General features: G+C 41.7%; 13 protein-coding genes and 1 pseudogene. 5 read left to right on the forward strand and 9 right to left on the reverse strand.

Going from position 1 to position 15,132, the window contains the following annotated elements; all coding sequences use genetic code 11:
• Nucleotides 1–29: 29 nt before the first annotated feature.
• The 3 genes and pseudogenes from EI164_RS05275 to EI164_RS05285 all read left to right on the forward strand — a co-directional run bounded on the left by EI164_RS05275 (nucleotide 30) and on the right by EI164_RS05285 (nucleotide 4,424).
• Nucleotides 30–773, forward strand: coding sequence for a PQQ-dependent sugar dehydrogenase (locus EI164_RS05275; RefSeq protein WP_225739125.1), 744 nt, complete (start codon nucleotides 30–32; stop codon nucleotides 771–773).
• Nucleotides 774–925: 152 nt separating this feature from the next.
• Nucleotides 926–2,578, forward strand: a complete 1,653-nt coding sequence (locus EI164_RS05280; protein WP_192518944.1) for a BCCT family transporter — start codon at nucleotides 926–928, stop codon at nucleotides 2,576–2,578.
• A 191-nt stretch (nucleotides 2,579–2,769) separates the two neighbouring features.
• Nucleotides 2,770–4,424, forward strand: a pseudogene (locus EI164_RS05285) (BCCT family transporter).
• 82 nt (nucleotides 4,425–4,506) lie between these two features.
• Here the strand turns inward: EI164_RS05285 and EI164_RS05290 are convergent.
• The 9 genes from EI164_RS05290 to dnaQ form a co-directional block, all read right to left on the reverse strand.
• Nucleotides 4,507–4,848: a hypothetical protein gene (locus EI164_RS05290; RefSeq protein ID WP_192518945.1), complete on the reverse strand. Its 342-nt coding sequence runs from the start codon at nucleotides 4,846–4,848 to the stop codon at nucleotides 4,507–4,509.
• A gap of 226 nt (nucleotides 4,849–5,074) precedes the next feature.
• A complete protein-coding gene (locus tag EI164_RS05295) occupies nucleotides 5,075–5,431 on the reverse strand; it encodes a DUF3144 domain-containing protein (protein ID WP_192518946.1) in 357 nt (118 codons plus the stop codon).
• 71 nt (nucleotides 5,432–5,502) lie between these two features.
• Nucleotides 5,503–6,669: a methionine adenosyltransferase gene (gene metK / locus EI164_RS05300; RefSeq protein ID WP_192518947.1), complete on the reverse strand. Its 1,167-nt coding sequence runs from the start codon at nucleotides 6,667–6,669 to the stop codon at nucleotides 5,503–5,505.
• Nucleotides 6,670–6,880: 211 nt separating this feature from the next.
• Nucleotides 6,881–7,204, reverse strand: coding sequence for a low molecular weight protein tyrosine phosphatase family protein (locus tag EI164_RS05305; RefSeq protein WP_192518948.1), 324 nt, complete (start codon nucleotides 7,202–7,204; stop codon nucleotides 6,881–6,883).
• A 24-nt stretch (nucleotides 7,205–7,228) separates the two neighbouring features.
• A complete protein-coding gene (gene nth / locus EI164_RS05310; RefSeq protein ID WP_192518949.1) occupies nucleotides 7,229–7,924 on the reverse strand; it encodes an endonuclease III in 696 nt (231 codons plus the stop codon).
• A 218-nt stretch (nucleotides 7,925–8,142) separates the two neighbouring features.
• A complete protein-coding gene (locus EI164_RS05315; RefSeq protein ID WP_192518950.1) occupies nucleotides 8,143–8,976 on the reverse strand; it encodes an RnfABCDGE type electron transport complex subunit B in 834 nt (277 codons plus the stop codon).
• Between the two features lie 86 nt (nucleotides 8,977–9,062).
• Nucleotides 9,063–10,007, reverse strand: a complete 945-nt coding sequence (nudC, locus tag EI164_RS05320; protein WP_192518951.1) for an NAD(+) diphosphatase — start codon at nucleotides 10,005–10,007, stop codon at nucleotides 9,063–9,065.
• 152 nt (nucleotides 10,008–10,159) lie between these two features.
• Nucleotides 10,160–11,842 carry a hypothetical protein gene (locus EI164_RS05325; RefSeq protein ID WP_192518952.1) on the reverse strand — a complete coding sequence of 561 codons (1,683 nt, stop codon included), beginning with the start codon at nucleotides 11,840–11,842 and terminating at the stop codon, nucleotides 10,160–10,162.
• Nucleotides 11,843–11,991: 149 nt separating this feature from the next.
• Nucleotides 11,992–13,650, reverse strand: coding sequence for a DNA polymerase III subunit epsilon (dnaQ, locus tag EI164_RS05330; RefSeq protein WP_192518953.1), 1,659 nt, complete (start codon nucleotides 13,648–13,650; stop codon nucleotides 11,992–11,994).
• A gap of 470 nt (nucleotides 13,651–14,120) precedes the next feature.
• Between dnaQ and EI164_RS05335 the strand changes: the two genes are divergently transcribed.
• Both EI164_RS05335 and EI164_RS05340 read left to right on the forward strand, forming a co-directional pair.
• On the forward strand, nucleotides 14,121–14,660 hold the full coding sequence (locus EI164_RS05335) for a hypothetical protein (protein ID WP_192518954.1): 540 nt from the start codon (nucleotides 14,121–14,123) through the stop codon (nucleotides 14,658–14,660).
• Nucleotides 14,661–14,770: 110 nt separating this feature from the next.
• Nucleotides 14,771–15,076 carry a hypothetical protein gene (locus tag EI164_RS05340; protein ID WP_192518955.1) on the forward strand — a complete coding sequence of 102 codons (306 nt, stop codon included), beginning with the start codon at nucleotides 14,771–14,773 and terminating at the stop codon, nucleotides 15,074–15,076.
• The last annotated feature ends 56 nt before the right edge of the window (nucleotides 15,077–15,132 follow it).

Raw genomic sequence — 15,132 nt, forward strand, 5'->3', positions numbered from 1 at the left:
ATTTGCTTTTAGAATCCCCCACTTGAGCTTTGCGAAAGTGGTGGGAGTATGTCAATACGCCAATCTGGGAGCAGTCTCCAAAAGTAAAAGGACAAGGGCATTACAGTCATCGCCTCTTGTTTTCACCGGACGGACGATATTTATATATTAGCTCAGGCGAGCGCCAAGAAAAAACGCCAGCGCAAGATATGAGTGTCAACTTAGGTAAAATCATACGTCTAAATGCTGATGGATCTATCCCAACAGACAATCCATTTGTGAATAATGAGAACGCCATTGCTAAGCAGTTTTGGACAGTAGGTCATCGCAATATATTGGGTATGGTTTTCGATGATAATGGTAAATTGTGGGCGCATGAAATGGGTCCAAGAGGTGGTGATGAATTTAATTTGATTGAAAAAGGTAAAAATTATGGCTGGCCAGTTGTCTCTAACGGGCGTAATTATTCGGGGATTGATATACCAGATCATGATACTCGGCCTGAGTTTGAAGCGCCCAAAATCACATGGACGCCAGTCATCTCACCTTCATCGATGAGCATCTACTCTTCGGGTACGCATAATGACTTTCCAGCATGGCAAGGCAGTATGCTGATCAGCGGTTTGTCCTCCCAATCGCTTGTTGTCGTTGCTATCAATGATGACAATACAGCATTTGAACGTTACCGATACGATATGGGTGAGCGCGTCCGGAGTGTGCTGGCGGTAGATGGTAGTGTTTGGATGTTAGAAGATGGTAACGAGAGTGGCTTATTACGATTGTCACCACAATAAAAAGACGTGGCCTAGAAAAAATATTGTTAATAATCAAATACATTGAGACTTGTGTCAGTCAATGATGAACGTGTAAGTAATTGAATTAAGTTTGATAGTAATCTAGTAAGTTGTTAAGGTTATCTCTTCAAACAGTAAAGGTTAATATACAGATGGATCATGTTAAGGTTGACAGATTAGGTCCTTTCCCACGGGTGAGTAAGCCTGTTTTTATGATTTCTGCACTACTTATTATTGCATTCATTATTTTCGGAACACTGTTCACTGAGACTGCTGGAACGTTATTCAGTTTTTTACAAGGATTTATTACTGATAAATTCGGTTGGTTCTTCGTGATTTTGGTGAATGTGGCTCTAGTGCTGTGTGTTTATTTGGCTATGAGCCGTTATGGTGACATTCGCCTAGGCGCACAAACTGAAGCACCGCAGTACAGTCTATTTTCATGGATCGGTATGCTGTTCTCTGCTGGTATTGGTATCGGACTGGTCTATTGGGGTACAGCGGAGCCGCTATACCACTTTATGGCGCCACCGCTTGGTGAGAAAGAAACGATAGAAGCCGCTAAGCAAGCGATGAACATTACTTTCTTGCATTGGGGGTTTCATGCATGGGGACTATATACAATTGTGGCTTTGTCTCTAGCATACTTCCATTTTCGCCGTGGTTTACCGTTATCAATTCGCTCGACGCTTTATCCTCTATTGGGCAAAAAGATATATGGTCCATGGGGACATACCGTTGATATCTTGGCGGTATTTGGCACGATGTTCGGTGTCGTGACCTCACTTGGTCTTGGAGTAATGCAAATTAACTCAGGACTTGAGCGGTTATTTGGGATTCCCAATAGTTTAACGATACAAATCGCTTTGATCGCTTTTGTGACGGTGCTTGCAGCTTGCTCTGTTATGATGGGCTTGGACAAGGGTATTAAGCGTTTAAGCGATGTGAATATCGGTTTGACGGCTATTTTGCTTGGTTTTATGGTGGTATTAGGCCCAACGCTTTTCATCTTTGACAGCTTTCTAGAAAACATCGGTAATTATCTTTCAGTGGTTGTGCCGCTAGGTCTATGGGGTGAGGCTTATGAAGGTCAAGACAACTGGCAGTCAGCATGGACGATATTCTATTGGGCATGGTGGGTAAGTTGGGCTCCATTTGTCGGTGTGTTTATTGCTCGTATTAGCCGTGGTCGTACGATTAGAGAGTTTATTCTTGGGGTGTTACTCATTCCCATGACGATACTATTCTTTTGGTTTTCAACGTTTGGTGGTGTTGCTATCCATATGGAGCTGCTTGCTGCTATCGATCCAGCGCTAGCCAGTCCAGGGCTAGTCGAAGCAGTACAAACGGACTTTGGTAGTGCAATTTTTAAATTGGTTGAGTACTATCCATTGGCGCAGCCCATTACTTTTATGATTGTCATTATGATTGTACTTTGGTTTGTGACGTCATCAGATTCTGCAAGTTTTGTTATTGATATGTTGACAGCAGGTGGTGATACTAATCCGCCAAAGATCCAACGCTTATTTTGGGCAAGTACGGAAGGTGTTATTGCAGCTATATTGCTTGCAGCAGGTGGGTTGAGCGCGTTACAAGCAGCTGCTATCGTGGCAGGGTTACCATTTGCTTTGGTGGTATTTGCAATGATGTATGCGTTATTGCGTGGTTTGAGTCGAGATCGACTGATACTATATAGAGCGCAGCAACACTTTATTACTGAAGAATCAGCGGACCATAACTCGGCAGATGAGTTTGCTGACGAGCACTTGTTAAAAGGACCACCTAAGATTGTAAAAGGCGAATAACCATCAAAATAACTGATAATTCTTACATAAGATATTATTAATTAGAGGGTTGGTATAAGTCGTAAAGAGCCCTGAGATACATGAGTATCTTAGGGTTTTTTGTATTTTGAACCGTGGTGAGTGCCTGCTCAGATTTGATAGTTCAAGCATATCTTGGTATGGTAGCCGGTCCAAAATATTGAGATTAATACATGGATCATGTGAAAGTTGGTCGGTTAGGCATTTTTCCACGGGTAAGTAGACCTGTGTTTTTAACGTCAGCATTGTTAATTATGGCGTTTATCATCTTCGGTACTCTTTTCAATGAGCAAGCAGAACTTGTCTTTAGTCAGGCAAAAGCTTTTGTGTCTTTGCGGTTTGGCTGGTTTTTTATTGTGGTCGTCAATTTAACGTTGGTGATGAGTATCTATATGATATTTAGCCGTTATGGCGATATCAGGCTAGGTCATCAAAACGAAAAGCCAGAATACAATTTGGTCTCTTGGATTGGCATGTTGTTTTCAGCTGGTATTGGTATTGGCCTGATTTATTGGGGGACTGCCGAGCCGCTATATCACTTTATGTCGCCACCGTTAGGAGATGGTGAGACCATTGAAGCTGCTAAACTGGCGATGAATATATCATTTCTGCATTACGGTTTTCACGTGTGGGCACTCTATGGCATGGTGGCATTAGCACTGGCTTATTTTCATTACCGTGTAGGTTTACCGTTGGCCATACGCTCGACACTATATCCTCTCATAGGCAAAAAATATATGGTCCTATGGGTCATACTGTCGACATCTTAGCAGTATTTGGTACGATGTTTGGTGTCGTGACCACGCTTGGTTTAGGGGTGTTACAGATCAACTCAGGTCTGAATGCTTTATTCGATGTTCCTATTAATACGTCTACTCAGATTATTCTCATTGCATTTATTACTTTACTTGCAGCTGGCTCTTTATTTTTAGGGTTAGACAAAGGCATCAAGCGTCTAAGCAATATGAATATCCTATTCACGGCAGTTTTACTAAGCTTTGTGGTCATCTTAGGTCCAACACAGTTTATTTTGAATAGTTTTGTCGAAAATATTGGCAACTACTTACATCAAGTTATTCCGCTAGGTCTTTGGACAGAATCGTATCGAGGCGAAGAAAACTGGCAGTCGTCATGGACGATATTTTATTGGGCATGGTGGATCAGCTGGTCACCATTCGTCGGTGTGTTTGTTGCTCGTATTTCTCGTGGTCGTACCATTCGTGAGTTTATATTAGGGGTGCTTTTAATCCCTATTACGATCTTATTTCTATGGTTTACAGCTTTTGGTGGTTCATCAGTACACATGGAGTTGATGGCTGCTGCTGATCCTAGTATCGCCAGTCCTGGACTTATTGAAGCGGTTAAAGCCGATACAGGTAGTGCCATATTTAAGCTGATGGAGTCTTTTCCTTTTACGGCTGCCATGAACGCTCTCATTGTTGTGATGATCGTATTGTGGTTCGTGACGTCGTCAGATTCAGCGAGTTTTGTGATTGATATGTTGACTTCAGGTGGTGATACCAATCCTCCAAAAATTCAGCGTCTGTTTTGGGCGGGAACTGAAGGGATTATTGCAGCGGTATTGTTGGCAGCAGGTGGCTTACAGGCTTTACAAGCAGCTTCTATCGTTTCAGGTTTCCCTTTTGCTATTGTCATCGTTATTATGATGTATTCGTTACTGCGAGGTTTGAGTCGAGATCGTCTGATACTATATCGGAACCAACAGTGGTTCGTTACTGAAGAGTCAGCAGAGCATAATTCGGCCAATGAGTTCCGTGATGAAGAGCTGCTTACAGGTCCCCCTGACTTGGAAACCTATGATAATTAGTTGATTGTATAAAATAATGTGATACTCAAAAGCCCTCACTTAATCACAAGTAAGGGCTTTTTTTAATGTTGTTTATACTAGGTTACGAGCATTGCCCTTTGACATAGCCTAATGCCGCAGTTGTGCCACATGCTGAGCATGAGTTACCCGCAGTACGATAGTTGAGCCCTGCATCAGTTTTTATCGTGACACAGACAGGGTCGTATTGTGCGGTACACATTGTTTGTTCAGGATTATAGGGCGGACATTTTGTAAAAATATTGTCGCTAGGCACTGAGTGATTGTGTTCAGTGCTATGAATAGGGTGTGTAGGCGTATCAGACGAACCTACACCTTGGATGTTACTACAGCCAGTCAACGCGATGGTTGCAGATAAACCTGATAATAATAAGCGTGATCGCCATGATTTTAATAAATAGTTCATAGTAATACGTCCTTATAAAAGATAAATTCCGATAAATTCCTGTTATCGATAGTTAGTTTCAACCATGTTATAAATCAAATGGTTTCAATCCATATTATCCTATTTATGAGAAGTCATCTACTAAATGATAATTAACAAAAAACCCAAGCTTAATCATAAACTTGGGTTTGATTTTATTGCTATAAAATTTTTGGCCATTCTAAAAAATTAGTGAAAGACCATTGTATTATTCTGCTGATTTATCATCTTGGTTAAGCTGAACGTATTGGTCAAAATTTTGTGCATAATCCGTTAGGTTATCGCTGAGCATTTGGCGATATTGTTTCACATAAAATTCAACGATATCGTCTTTTTCCTTGGCAAAGTCATCACCTTTGACGAACCCAATAGAAGCGACTGAAGCGCTATAACGTGCAGCTGCATATAATAAAGAAGCGCCTACTTGTCCTGAGTGAGCGTCAGGGCTCAATTGGCTATTTGCCATACCAATAATAGCATCAGCACGTTGGTAAAACGCTTGCATTTCAGGGGTGATTTCAATATTGGCATCAGTATCGTTGTTTTGAGTAGTGTCTTGAGACATGAGCTGCTCCTAATAAGTATCGATAAATTTTAGTATATAAAAACGGTCTGTAGAAATCTAAAGCAAGGGTTTTATAAACCAGCATCTGCCTTCAAGATTTCAGCTTTGTCTGTTTTTTCCCATGTAAAGGCAGTCTCTGAACCTGGACGGCCAAAATGACCGAAGGTAGCAGTTTGCTGATACATTGGTTGCAATAAATTCAGCATGCGGGTAATGCCGTAAGGGCGCAAATCAAAATGGGTGCGAATCAGACGAATGATTTCATCGTTGCTGATTTTGCTAGTACCAAAGGTATTGACAGAGATAGAGGTTGGCTCCGCGACCCCAATTGCATAGCTGACTTGAACTTCACAGCGATCAGCAAGTCCTGCAGCTACGATATTTTTTGCGACATAACGTACCGCGTAAGCAGCACTACGATCTACCTTTGAGGGGTCTTTACCACTAAAGGCACCGCCACCATGACGAGCCATGCCGCCATAAGTGTCGACGATGATCTTACGACCAGTGAGACCAGCATCACCGACAGGGCCGCCAATCACAAACTTACCAGTTGGGTTGATGTGGTAGCGTGTACCAGCATGTAATAAATTAGCTGGTAATACCTGCTTGATGATAGATTCCATCACGGCTTCTTGTAGGTCAGCTTGAGAGATACTAGGATCGTGTTGTGTTGATAACACTACTGCATCAATCGCGACAGGTTTGTTGCCATCATACTTTAGTGTAACTTGTGCTTTGGCATCTGGGCGTAACCAAGGCAGATCTCCTGCACGGCGTAGCTCAGACTGGCGCTCCATTAAACGATGCGCAAACTCGATAGGGGCGGGCATCAATACGTCGGTTTCATTACTGGCATAGCCAAACATTAAGCCTTGGTCACCTGCACCTTGTGCTTCAGGGTCACTACGATCAACACCTTGGGCAATCTCAGGAGATTGTTTGCCGAGCATATTAATCACTGCGCAAGTCTCACCATCAAAACCTAAGTCTGAATGGTGATAGCCAATGCCGTTAACAGTATCACGAACGAGACGCTCTAAATCGATATTTGCCGTCGTAGTGATTTCACCAGCGAGTATCACAGCACCCGTTTTTACCAAGGTTTCGCATGCCACACGTGCGTGTAGGTCTTCTTGTAAAATCGCATCAAGGATGGCGTCTGAGATTTGGTCAGCCATTTTGTCAGGATGACCTTCACTTACAGATTCTGAGGTAAATAAGTTGTATTCACGCATAAAGGGGTCGCTTAATTGCAGGGACTGTAGTTTACGAACTCAGTCATTATTAAATATATTGGAATAAAAAGACGAAAAGGAATCAAAAAATTATCATATTTTACCGTGTATCGAAGCAAAACTCTAGCAATGGATGGTGTTATGAGGTAACTGGATATTGATTAAGGATGGCAAGGGTCAGTATCTTGTTTTCTTAAAGCATAAATAAATTTTATAGAGATAAATAGCTATCTATATCATCTTGTAAGCATGAGATTAATGCTTTATCCATATAATGATAATCATCAGGAATATCTAAAACAATGATGTTTTTGCTATCAAGCTGATGACGAAACTGTTCATTGATATAGCGCTTATGCTTATTTTCCATCACAAAGACAATATCTGCCCAATGAATATCTTTTATATTGATGTGCTTACGAGCAGAACGGCTGGTACCCGCAGAGCGCACAGACAAATTAGGGTGATTTGAATAGATTTTTTCAGCAGTCGGACTACGCCATTTATTTTTTGTACACACAAAAAGTAGATTCATTAAACCTCTTATCATAAAGCGTGGTTATAGCTCTAAAAACGCTGCTTTGTCCTTAAACATACACTCATCATAGACAGGGCAAGCACCGCATTTTGGTGTGCGCGCTTGACAAGTATAGCGGCCATGTAAAATAAGGTAATGATGGGCATCAACGACGAAATCATCTGGGATACGCTCAACCAGCTTTTTTTCGACAATTAATACGTTTTTTCCAGTAGCCAGACCAGTACGATTACCCACTCGAAATATATGAGTATCGACCGCCATGGTAGGTTGACCAAAAGCAGTATTTAACACCACATTGGCTGTTTTGCGGCCCACACCTGCCAGTGACTCTAAGTCTTTACGGTTGTCAGGTACGGTGCTATCAAATTTATCAATCAAGTCGCGACAGGTCTTAATGACGTTTTTGGCTTTGGCGTTATATAGGCCAATATTTTTGATATAGGATTTCAGACCGTCTTCACCCAATGCTAATATCGCTTTTGGGGTGTTTGCGACTGGATACAATTGCTGAGTCGCAATATTGACACTCACATCGGTGGCTTGTGCGGACAGAATCACCGCAATCAGTAATTCAAAATTGCTGTTGTAATTTAGCTCTGTCACTGGCTCATCAATTGTCGCTGCCAACTTTTCAAAAAACGAGCGCACGTTACGATTGGGCATTCGTCTGGATGGTGGGGTATCGGCTGTTTTATGTTTGACGGTTTTACTCATGGTGTTTTTACTACTATTTTGGCGAGCAGTTATTCAAACTGTTGGCTATCAAGTTATCTGAGTGCTATTGGCTGTCTACTTTTTCTATTATTTTATAAGCTGTTTATGCCTAACTATATCAAACCCAAAAAACACGATTAGCTGTGTCAAAAGTGCTTAGCCTATTATGCGCAGTACTTGCACTTCTTTATTGGCTACTTTGATTTTTGTAGATGGTGTTATAGCTGTGACAGCTCTTCTTGTAGTGCGTCGAGCTCCGCTTGTTTTTGTGGATTAGCACGAACACTTAACTGCTTCTCAAGCTTTTTAATTTTACTACGAAGTTTAGCCGTTGCAATGGTGTTTTTTGCTTGTGCTTCACTGATGTTTAACGACTGGCTAGCGGCATTGTTGAGTTTTGCCTCGACCATACTAACTACAGGTCTACTATTGTTACTATCGGTAAGTTGTTTGGTGACGCGTCTTAGGTGATTGTGATAGCGTTGTCTTAAATCTTCTTGTTCTGCTATACGCTCAGTCTCAGATACTTCTCGCTCAATCGTGACTAAGTCAATGCAGTCAACGGGACAAGGTGCAATACACAGCTCGCAACCAGTACACAAGTCTGTAAATATCGTATGCATATGCTTGCCTGTACCGACGATGGCATCGACTGGACAAGCAGGAATGCATTTAGTACAGCCGATGCAATCATCTTCACGGATAATAGCGCGTACCTCAGTAGGGCGTTCAGAGGTCGCATCTACGGGCCATTGAGAAGGTGCAGCATTCAGCAGTGCTTCCTGACTATCGATATCGATAATGTCAGCAATCGCATTGGTCACTGGTTGACCACCAGGCACACATTTATTATAGGGCTCATTATTTAGTACGATAGCAGCTGCATAAGGCAAGCAACCATCTGGATGTTCGCAAAGCCCACATTGTGTCTGCGGTAGACAAGCATCGATAGAAGATATTTGCGTTTGTATATCCGCCGGCAGTGTTTCTAGATTTAATGCATTGAACAATATAGGTAAGTTGACTAAGCGAATATTGGCGCTACTTTGCATATAATAAATGACCTTGATATCAGTAATAAGTGCTGACATTATACCATTGACTAAAAGTACAATTATCCATAACGGACTTGTTTAATCTAAAGCGGTATACCTTGTTCGCTCATGATTTGCGCAATCAGCTCATGGGCAATACTGCCTTTGGGTGGTATTCTAGGTAGGTTGGATACATCAAAAAAGTCCGCATGAGACAGCTCATCTTCTTGAATGACAAGATCACCATCTGCATACGTAGCACGAAAACCAAGCATTAAATTAGAAGGAAATGGCCATGGCTGGCTGCTTACATAGCGAATATCTGACAGGCTGATGTTCACCTCTTCTGTTACTTCACGAACGACCGCATGCTCTAAGCTTTCTCCAACTTCTACAAAACCTGCAATCAAACCATACATAGGTGGCAGTGTTTGCTGTCCATGACGGTGATGATGGGCGAGCAAAATTTGCATTTCGCCAGTGCTTGGATTCGGCCGAGTAATGGCGGTAATGACACAAGGTTGTACACGTGGGTATTGGTGTAGTTTGCATGCCGGACAGACCATCGCGCGCTCAGATTGTTTGGCATGAGTCGTGGCATTGCCACAACGACTACAAAACCGCGTGTCTGCTTGCCATCGTAGTAATTGAATCGCTTGGCTAAGCTGATCGGATAATGCCACAGGTAGCTGGGCAATGAGCTCACGATAATGAACAAAAGCATTACCGCTGGGCTCATCGATAGGGGGCAGTATGATACTGTTTGCTGTTGCGTAATCACAAGTAATAGCAAAAGCCGCTTGTGCAGTAAAATTATCGTCAGTATCCGCTGTTGCGTCATTTACGCTGTCATTACTATTAGATAGCCAATGATTTGGCGCTAGACTCTGGAGCAGAGTGACACAACCAAACTGATATGCTGGTTGAGTCTCGTCATAAATGCTATTTGCATCATTGGGCTGTGGTAATTGAAGTGCTAACGGCCACCAACCATTAGGCGTTTGATGGCATAAAACGCTATCGTTAGTAAATACAAAAGCGTTGGTCATATAGGGAGTTCCAAACAGTCGGGGCAAGTGTATATGATTATAGATACAGACTTATTTAAAATGAAAAGTACAAATGGATATCTTTATAGCAGTGTCTTTGCTGCCATAAAGGTATCCATTTAATAATTAAGCAGAGAAATGTGTAATAAGCCTTAAGCAGCGAGTAGGTGGCTCAAGCTTTGCTGACCGACATCAAGTGCTTGTTTGCTAACAGGACGATTGTTTTCAAAACCGTCTAAATGATGATCGACAGCCATCATGACATCAGCAATACAAGCCAGTGTGTCTTCTTCGATAGATTGTTCATCTTCGATACGTTGTTCTAGATAGTTGGCTAATTGGCTCAACATGCTAGCAGGAGTGGGTAATTGTAAAAACCGCACCGCTCCTGAGACTTGGCGCATCATTTCTGGTATGTTTTGAATATTGAGTATATCGCGCTCCGGCTCTGCCAAATAATCATTGATGGCTTGCTCGGCACTGGCGATGGCACTACGACTTTCTTGTATCAAGGTGTCGTTTGCTGTATTGAGCTGATGCAATGAGATATGGGCATTATTCAATGGTAAGTAGATTGCGCCTGGGGTGTGCATCTCTGCCATTGAGATAGCAGCGTTTTCAGCCTGCATCAAGGCCAGTAGCAAGTGATCGAAGTCATCAGGTGTAGGTGCTTGCCAATTATTGACAGCCTCTGCTGCTGTGCTGAGGCTATTGGCCGCATTGGTGAGACCAAGCAAACGTAGTGCTGAGCTCAATGCCGCGAGCTCTTCAAAGATTTGTGCTGTCTGCACATCAACAGGGTTGATAGATTCACCACGTGCGTAACTGTCTACGTTTTCTTTAATAGCATTGATTTGAGTTTGAATAATAGTGTTCAAAGTATCGGTCAGCTTGCGATTAGGACCGAACAAGAAACGTTTCATTTGCTCAAGCTGAGATGCGTCTAACTGATTATCGGCATACTGCTCACGTAGCTGCTGTGCGGCTTCGTTATCCCGTTGGCAAGCAAAACTGACTAAGTCAGCAAAACGTGTATCCATTACCGGTAAGTAGCTTTGGAACTGCTGTTCTAAATAGATGAGCGTATGTTTTTGGCTTAGATTTAGCGGTAAGATATTTGCGATATCAGTGACCGCTGCCGTGGCTGCTTGCCAAAATAAGCTACTGCTGTTTGATGCGACCAATGCACAGGCTGCGCTCATGGCATCCAGTTTTTGCTGATCGTCTGGGCTAACACTGCCATCTTGATTCAGTAGCGCGATACCAAGACCACTACGATAGGCATAGGTCAACAACTCACTATCTAGGCCGAGTTCATTAAGCGGCTGAAAGTTTTTTTCAGGATTGGCAATGATGACACTACTGCTACCAAATACTGAAAAATAGTCTGCTGTAATGGCTGTTACTTGTCCATGAGCATTGAGTTTATTGATAACAGGCAGTAATAAAGTAGGCTCTACTGACTCTGTTAATAATACAAATTCGACATAACGATCTAGTGTCATGATAGCTTCTGACAAGTCCATAATCAGATCAGTATCATTATTATCGCCATTATCATACAGTCGTTGTAAACCATCGACGATAGCGATATTTAGAGTTTCTGCACCCACTAAGGAAATAAGCTTAAAGATACAAGACAGCTGCTTTAACACAATAATAGAATCTAATAGCAAAGGCGCCTGAGTGTTGTCATCATTAAATTCACTCAGATGAATTTCAGTATCTTTTAGAGTAACGATGATTTCATCATGTAATAAATGTAGTGAGGGTAGATTAAAGTCAGTAACACTAAGCGTTGGGGCGGCTAATTTCATTTGAGCAGACTGGTCCATAGGAGACTTCCATAATGTGCTAATGGTGATAGTTTCAACAATGATAAAAAAGTATTTATTAATTTATTAGTGATCTTTTAACGCTTTATATAATGATACTCAAGACTATATTGTACAAAAGTCGATATCGCAAGTCATTTAAATGACGACTACATATAGTTTTTTAGCTCAGGGTAGTCTTCTGCCAGTGAAGTGTACCAGTTTTGGTTGGCATTGTTATTCATGGGTGATTCTAATAATAAGGCTGCTAGATTGGCAAAATTAGCATGGGCTGTCTGACCATCATCGGTTTGTGTGTCCTCTTCAATAGCTAGCGTGACCTGCCCACCAGTCATTGCCAAATATACTTCAGCTAAAATCTCTGAATCTAGTAAGGCGCCGTGAAAGGTACGATCTTGCTTACCAACATCTAGACGGCGTACCAGTGCATCCAGCGTGTTTTTTTGTCCAGGATACTGATGTTTAGCCATGACTAATGAGTCAGTCACTTGTACTCGTTCAGAAAAATCATTCAGACCGACTTTTGCGAACTCCATATTCAAAAAGTTCATATCAAACGTAGCATTATGAGCGATGATTTCGGCACCGTCCATAAAATCATAAAGCGACTGGGCAACTTGATCAAATGTTGGTTTGTCGGCTAAAAATGCCTCAGAAATACCGTGAATGCGAATAACTTCTTCATCCATGCCACGCTTTGGGTTGATATACACGTGTAATTTTTCGCCAGTAAATTTACGGCCGACCATTTCTACGATACCTACTTCGATGATTCGATCACCTTTTAATGGATCGAGACCTGTGGTTTCAGTATCCATAATGAGCTGGCGGTTAGATTCGTGGCGATGTATAGGCTTAGGTAACAGCGGCTTAAAGTGTGGATTGGCACGACTGGTATCACCATCGAACTTTGGTACATTGTTCTCTGCATTATTTATATTTGAATCAGTATCCATATTTGACATAGGGCTATGGCTCGTTGCATCAGTCAGGGGCGTTTGAGCTTCTGGCATCGCTGTATTACTCATTGGTTGGCTAGCATTATCATGATAGTCATTCGTTTTTGTATTTCTTTCCGGATCACTTGTATTACTGTCATTGCTTTTATCATTATAAGCTTTTGGTGACGCTACTACTAACGCTTCGTCTAGTATGTCTTCATCTAATAGCTCGTCTTCGAAACCATCTAAGCCGAGTGGATCGAACTTTAGCCAGTCATCCTTAGATGGTTCTTGTACTTCATTGGTCATTATTTGAGCTTTTTTTTTAGCGGTATCTGGTGAGTCTATCATCGATACTTCTTCACTACTGGAGGTTACACCTAGGTTTGCCAACTCATCTGCTTTTTCATTACCTGCATGTCCAGCATGACCTTTTACCCAGTGCCAATCTACTTCTCGTTGTTGGCATAGGGTATCCAGTTGTTGCCAAAGGTCTTGATTGGCGACCGGTTTCTTACTGGCTGTTTTCCAACCTCTTTTCTTCCAACCTTCAATCCACTCAGTAATGCCTTTTTTGACATAACTAGAATCTGTCCAAATCTCAAGAAGTTGCTCATGTGGGCTATGAGTAAGCGCTTTTATCGCACCCATCAGCTCCATGCGATTATTGGTGGTCTCTTTATCTCCACCGTACAAATCTTGCGTTTGACCATCACTAAAAATAAGATGTGCACCCCAACCACCAGCACCAGGATTGCCTTTGCAGGCACCGTCAGTATAAGCCACTGTCGTATTTGGTTTGGCGGCCAATGGATTTATCGTATTATTCATATTGGGTGATGGCGCCGAGGTGCGATTGTCTGACATAAAACAGTATTGACCTAATAAGTGATGATGTAGTGTATTTATATAGATTTGACTATATCACTCTATATGCTGGGTTTGAGTATAACAAATCTACCATTAAGATGGACAGTCGTAACGCACAAAATCGTAAAAGCACATATCATCATAGTAACTTTTACATTTTCTGTTAAAATAGGCGGGCTTGCCATAAGCCTTATAAGATAAATAATCGCAGGCCCTAGGATGTGTTTTTAGTTCAATCGATAGTCATTTAAATGGGTTAAAAATGGCAAAATCTTGCCAAACAGTGTTAAGTAGTTGACTAATATCTCGATACTATCTGTGCTACTTTGCTTGTTTTACGGCAATTTAGCTCATTTTTATCAGCATTTTTAAAACGAGGACACACCCTAGTAATATGCCCACCACTACTATTTAATTATCATTTTTTTTCATAAAAATCTAATGCATGAATGCAGGATAATCTTATTATGTCCTTACGCTCAACCGTTTTTTATAAAAGTCTTATCCTCAGTGTTACTGTGAGCAGTGCGCTGTTTTTGAGCGCGTGTGATGATGATCCGCAACGTGGGGCAGAAGTAACTGAATCAATAGACCTCTCTATTTTTGAGGGATGTTATACGATCAGTAATGATGAGCCTGCCCAGATCAAAGTCAGTCAGAAAGATGGTTCATGGATAATGCAAATAAAAGAGCCCACCAGTGCTGAGCGTATTTGGGATGATCCTGAGTCGTTAGAATTGATAGAGAGTAGTGAAATACCGAATTTTTTCTCCATTGATCCTGATAATGTCGATGCTGTCATAGGTCGTCCTGATAGAGTATTGGTTTTGGCTCATATCAAACCGGTCTATGCTAATATTGATCCGCTACTAGACAGTGAGTATTTGTCCTATATTTATCGAGGAGCTAACACTATCTATCGAGTAGAGTGCGATGAGATTAATACCGATATTGCAGGTGACCCACATGCTAATATCATCATTGAAAATGTCAATGAAGGCACTTAGAATGAAGGCGCTTAGATCGTCATTGATTTGAGTAGTGCAAGTCACAAGTAGAGTGAGTCATTAGAAGTAAAGTTGTGTTATAAATCGTTATATCATTAGAGTCAGGACATATGAATTTTTTAAGTTATGTGGTGTTAGGCGGGTTTGCTTATGCAGCAGGGTGGGCGATCAAGACGCATGTACTCGAAAAGAATCCTGACGCTAAGCAGGCTTATAATTTAAAGCATCCAACCATCTTAGCGTATTTGTGTGGGTTTTTTATTATTATGCTGATCGTCTCGTGGCTGATTGGTCGCTATGCATTGGGACATGCCACTATTGATTTGCCTTTTATTATTGTCAATAGTCTCGTTGCGACCTTCGTTTATTCATTCGGTCTGAATCCTGAAAAAGCCAATTACGATGTGCCTGATTAGCGCCTGTTAATCGGGTTGCCCGAAAATAAGCCACCACTGATGACTCCTTTCTTCAG

This window comes from Psychrobacter sp. FME13 (assembly GCF_014861395.1).
GTDB lineage: Bacteria > Pseudomonadota > Gammaproteobacteria > Pseudomonadales > Moraxellaceae > Psychrobacter.

What these genes read in the sequence shown, in the direction of transcription:
- EI164_RS05335 (WP_192518954.1), top strand. Translation starts at nt 14,121, where the DNA reads ATGTCCTTACGCTCAACCGTTTTTTATAAAAGTCTTATCCTCAGTGTT.
- metK (WP_192518947.1), bottom strand. Translation starts at nt 6,669, where the DNA reads ATGCGTGAATACAACTTATTTACCTCAGAATCTGTAAGTGAAGGTCAT.
- nudC (WP_192518951.1), bottom strand. Translation starts at nt 10,007, where the DNA reads ATGACCAACGCTTTTGTATTTACTAACGATAGCGTTTTATGCCATCAA.
- EI164_RS05340 (WP_192518955.1), top strand. Translation starts at nt 14,771, where the DNA reads ATGAATTTTTTAAGTTATGTGGTGTTAGGCGGGTTTGCTTATGCAGCA.
- EI164_RS05305 (WP_192518948.1), bottom strand. Translation starts at nt 7,204, where the DNA reads ATGAATCTACTTTTTGTGTGTACAAAAAATAAATGGCGTAGTCCGACT.
- EI164_RS05290 (WP_192518945.1), bottom strand. Translation starts at nt 4,848, where the DNA reads ATGAACTATTTATTAAAATCATGGCGATCACGCTTATTATTATCAGGT.
- nth (WP_192518949.1), bottom strand. Translation starts at nt 7,924, where the DNA reads ATGAGTAAAACCGTCAAACATAAAACAGCCGATACCCCACCATCCAGA.
- EI164_RS05315 (WP_192518950.1), bottom strand. Translation starts at nt 8,976, where the DNA reads ATGCAAAGTAGCGCCAATATTCGCTTAGTCAACTTACCTATATTGTTC.
- EI164_RS05295 (WP_192518946.1), bottom strand. Translation starts at nt 5,431, where the DNA reads ATGTCTCAAGACACTACTCAAAACAACGATACTGATGCCAATATTGAA.
- dnaQ (WP_192518953.1), bottom strand. Translation starts at nt 13,650, where the DNA reads ATGTCAGACAATCGCACCTCGGCGCCATCACCCAATATGAATAATACG.
- EI164_RS05280 (WP_192518944.1), top strand. Translation starts at nt 926, where the DNA reads ATGGATCATGTTAAGGTTGACAGATTAGGTCCTTTCCCACGGGTGAGT.
- EI164_RS05325 (WP_192518952.1), bottom strand. Translation starts at nt 11,842, where the DNA reads ATGGACCAGTCTGCTCAAATGAAATTAGCCGCCCCAACGCTTAGTGTT.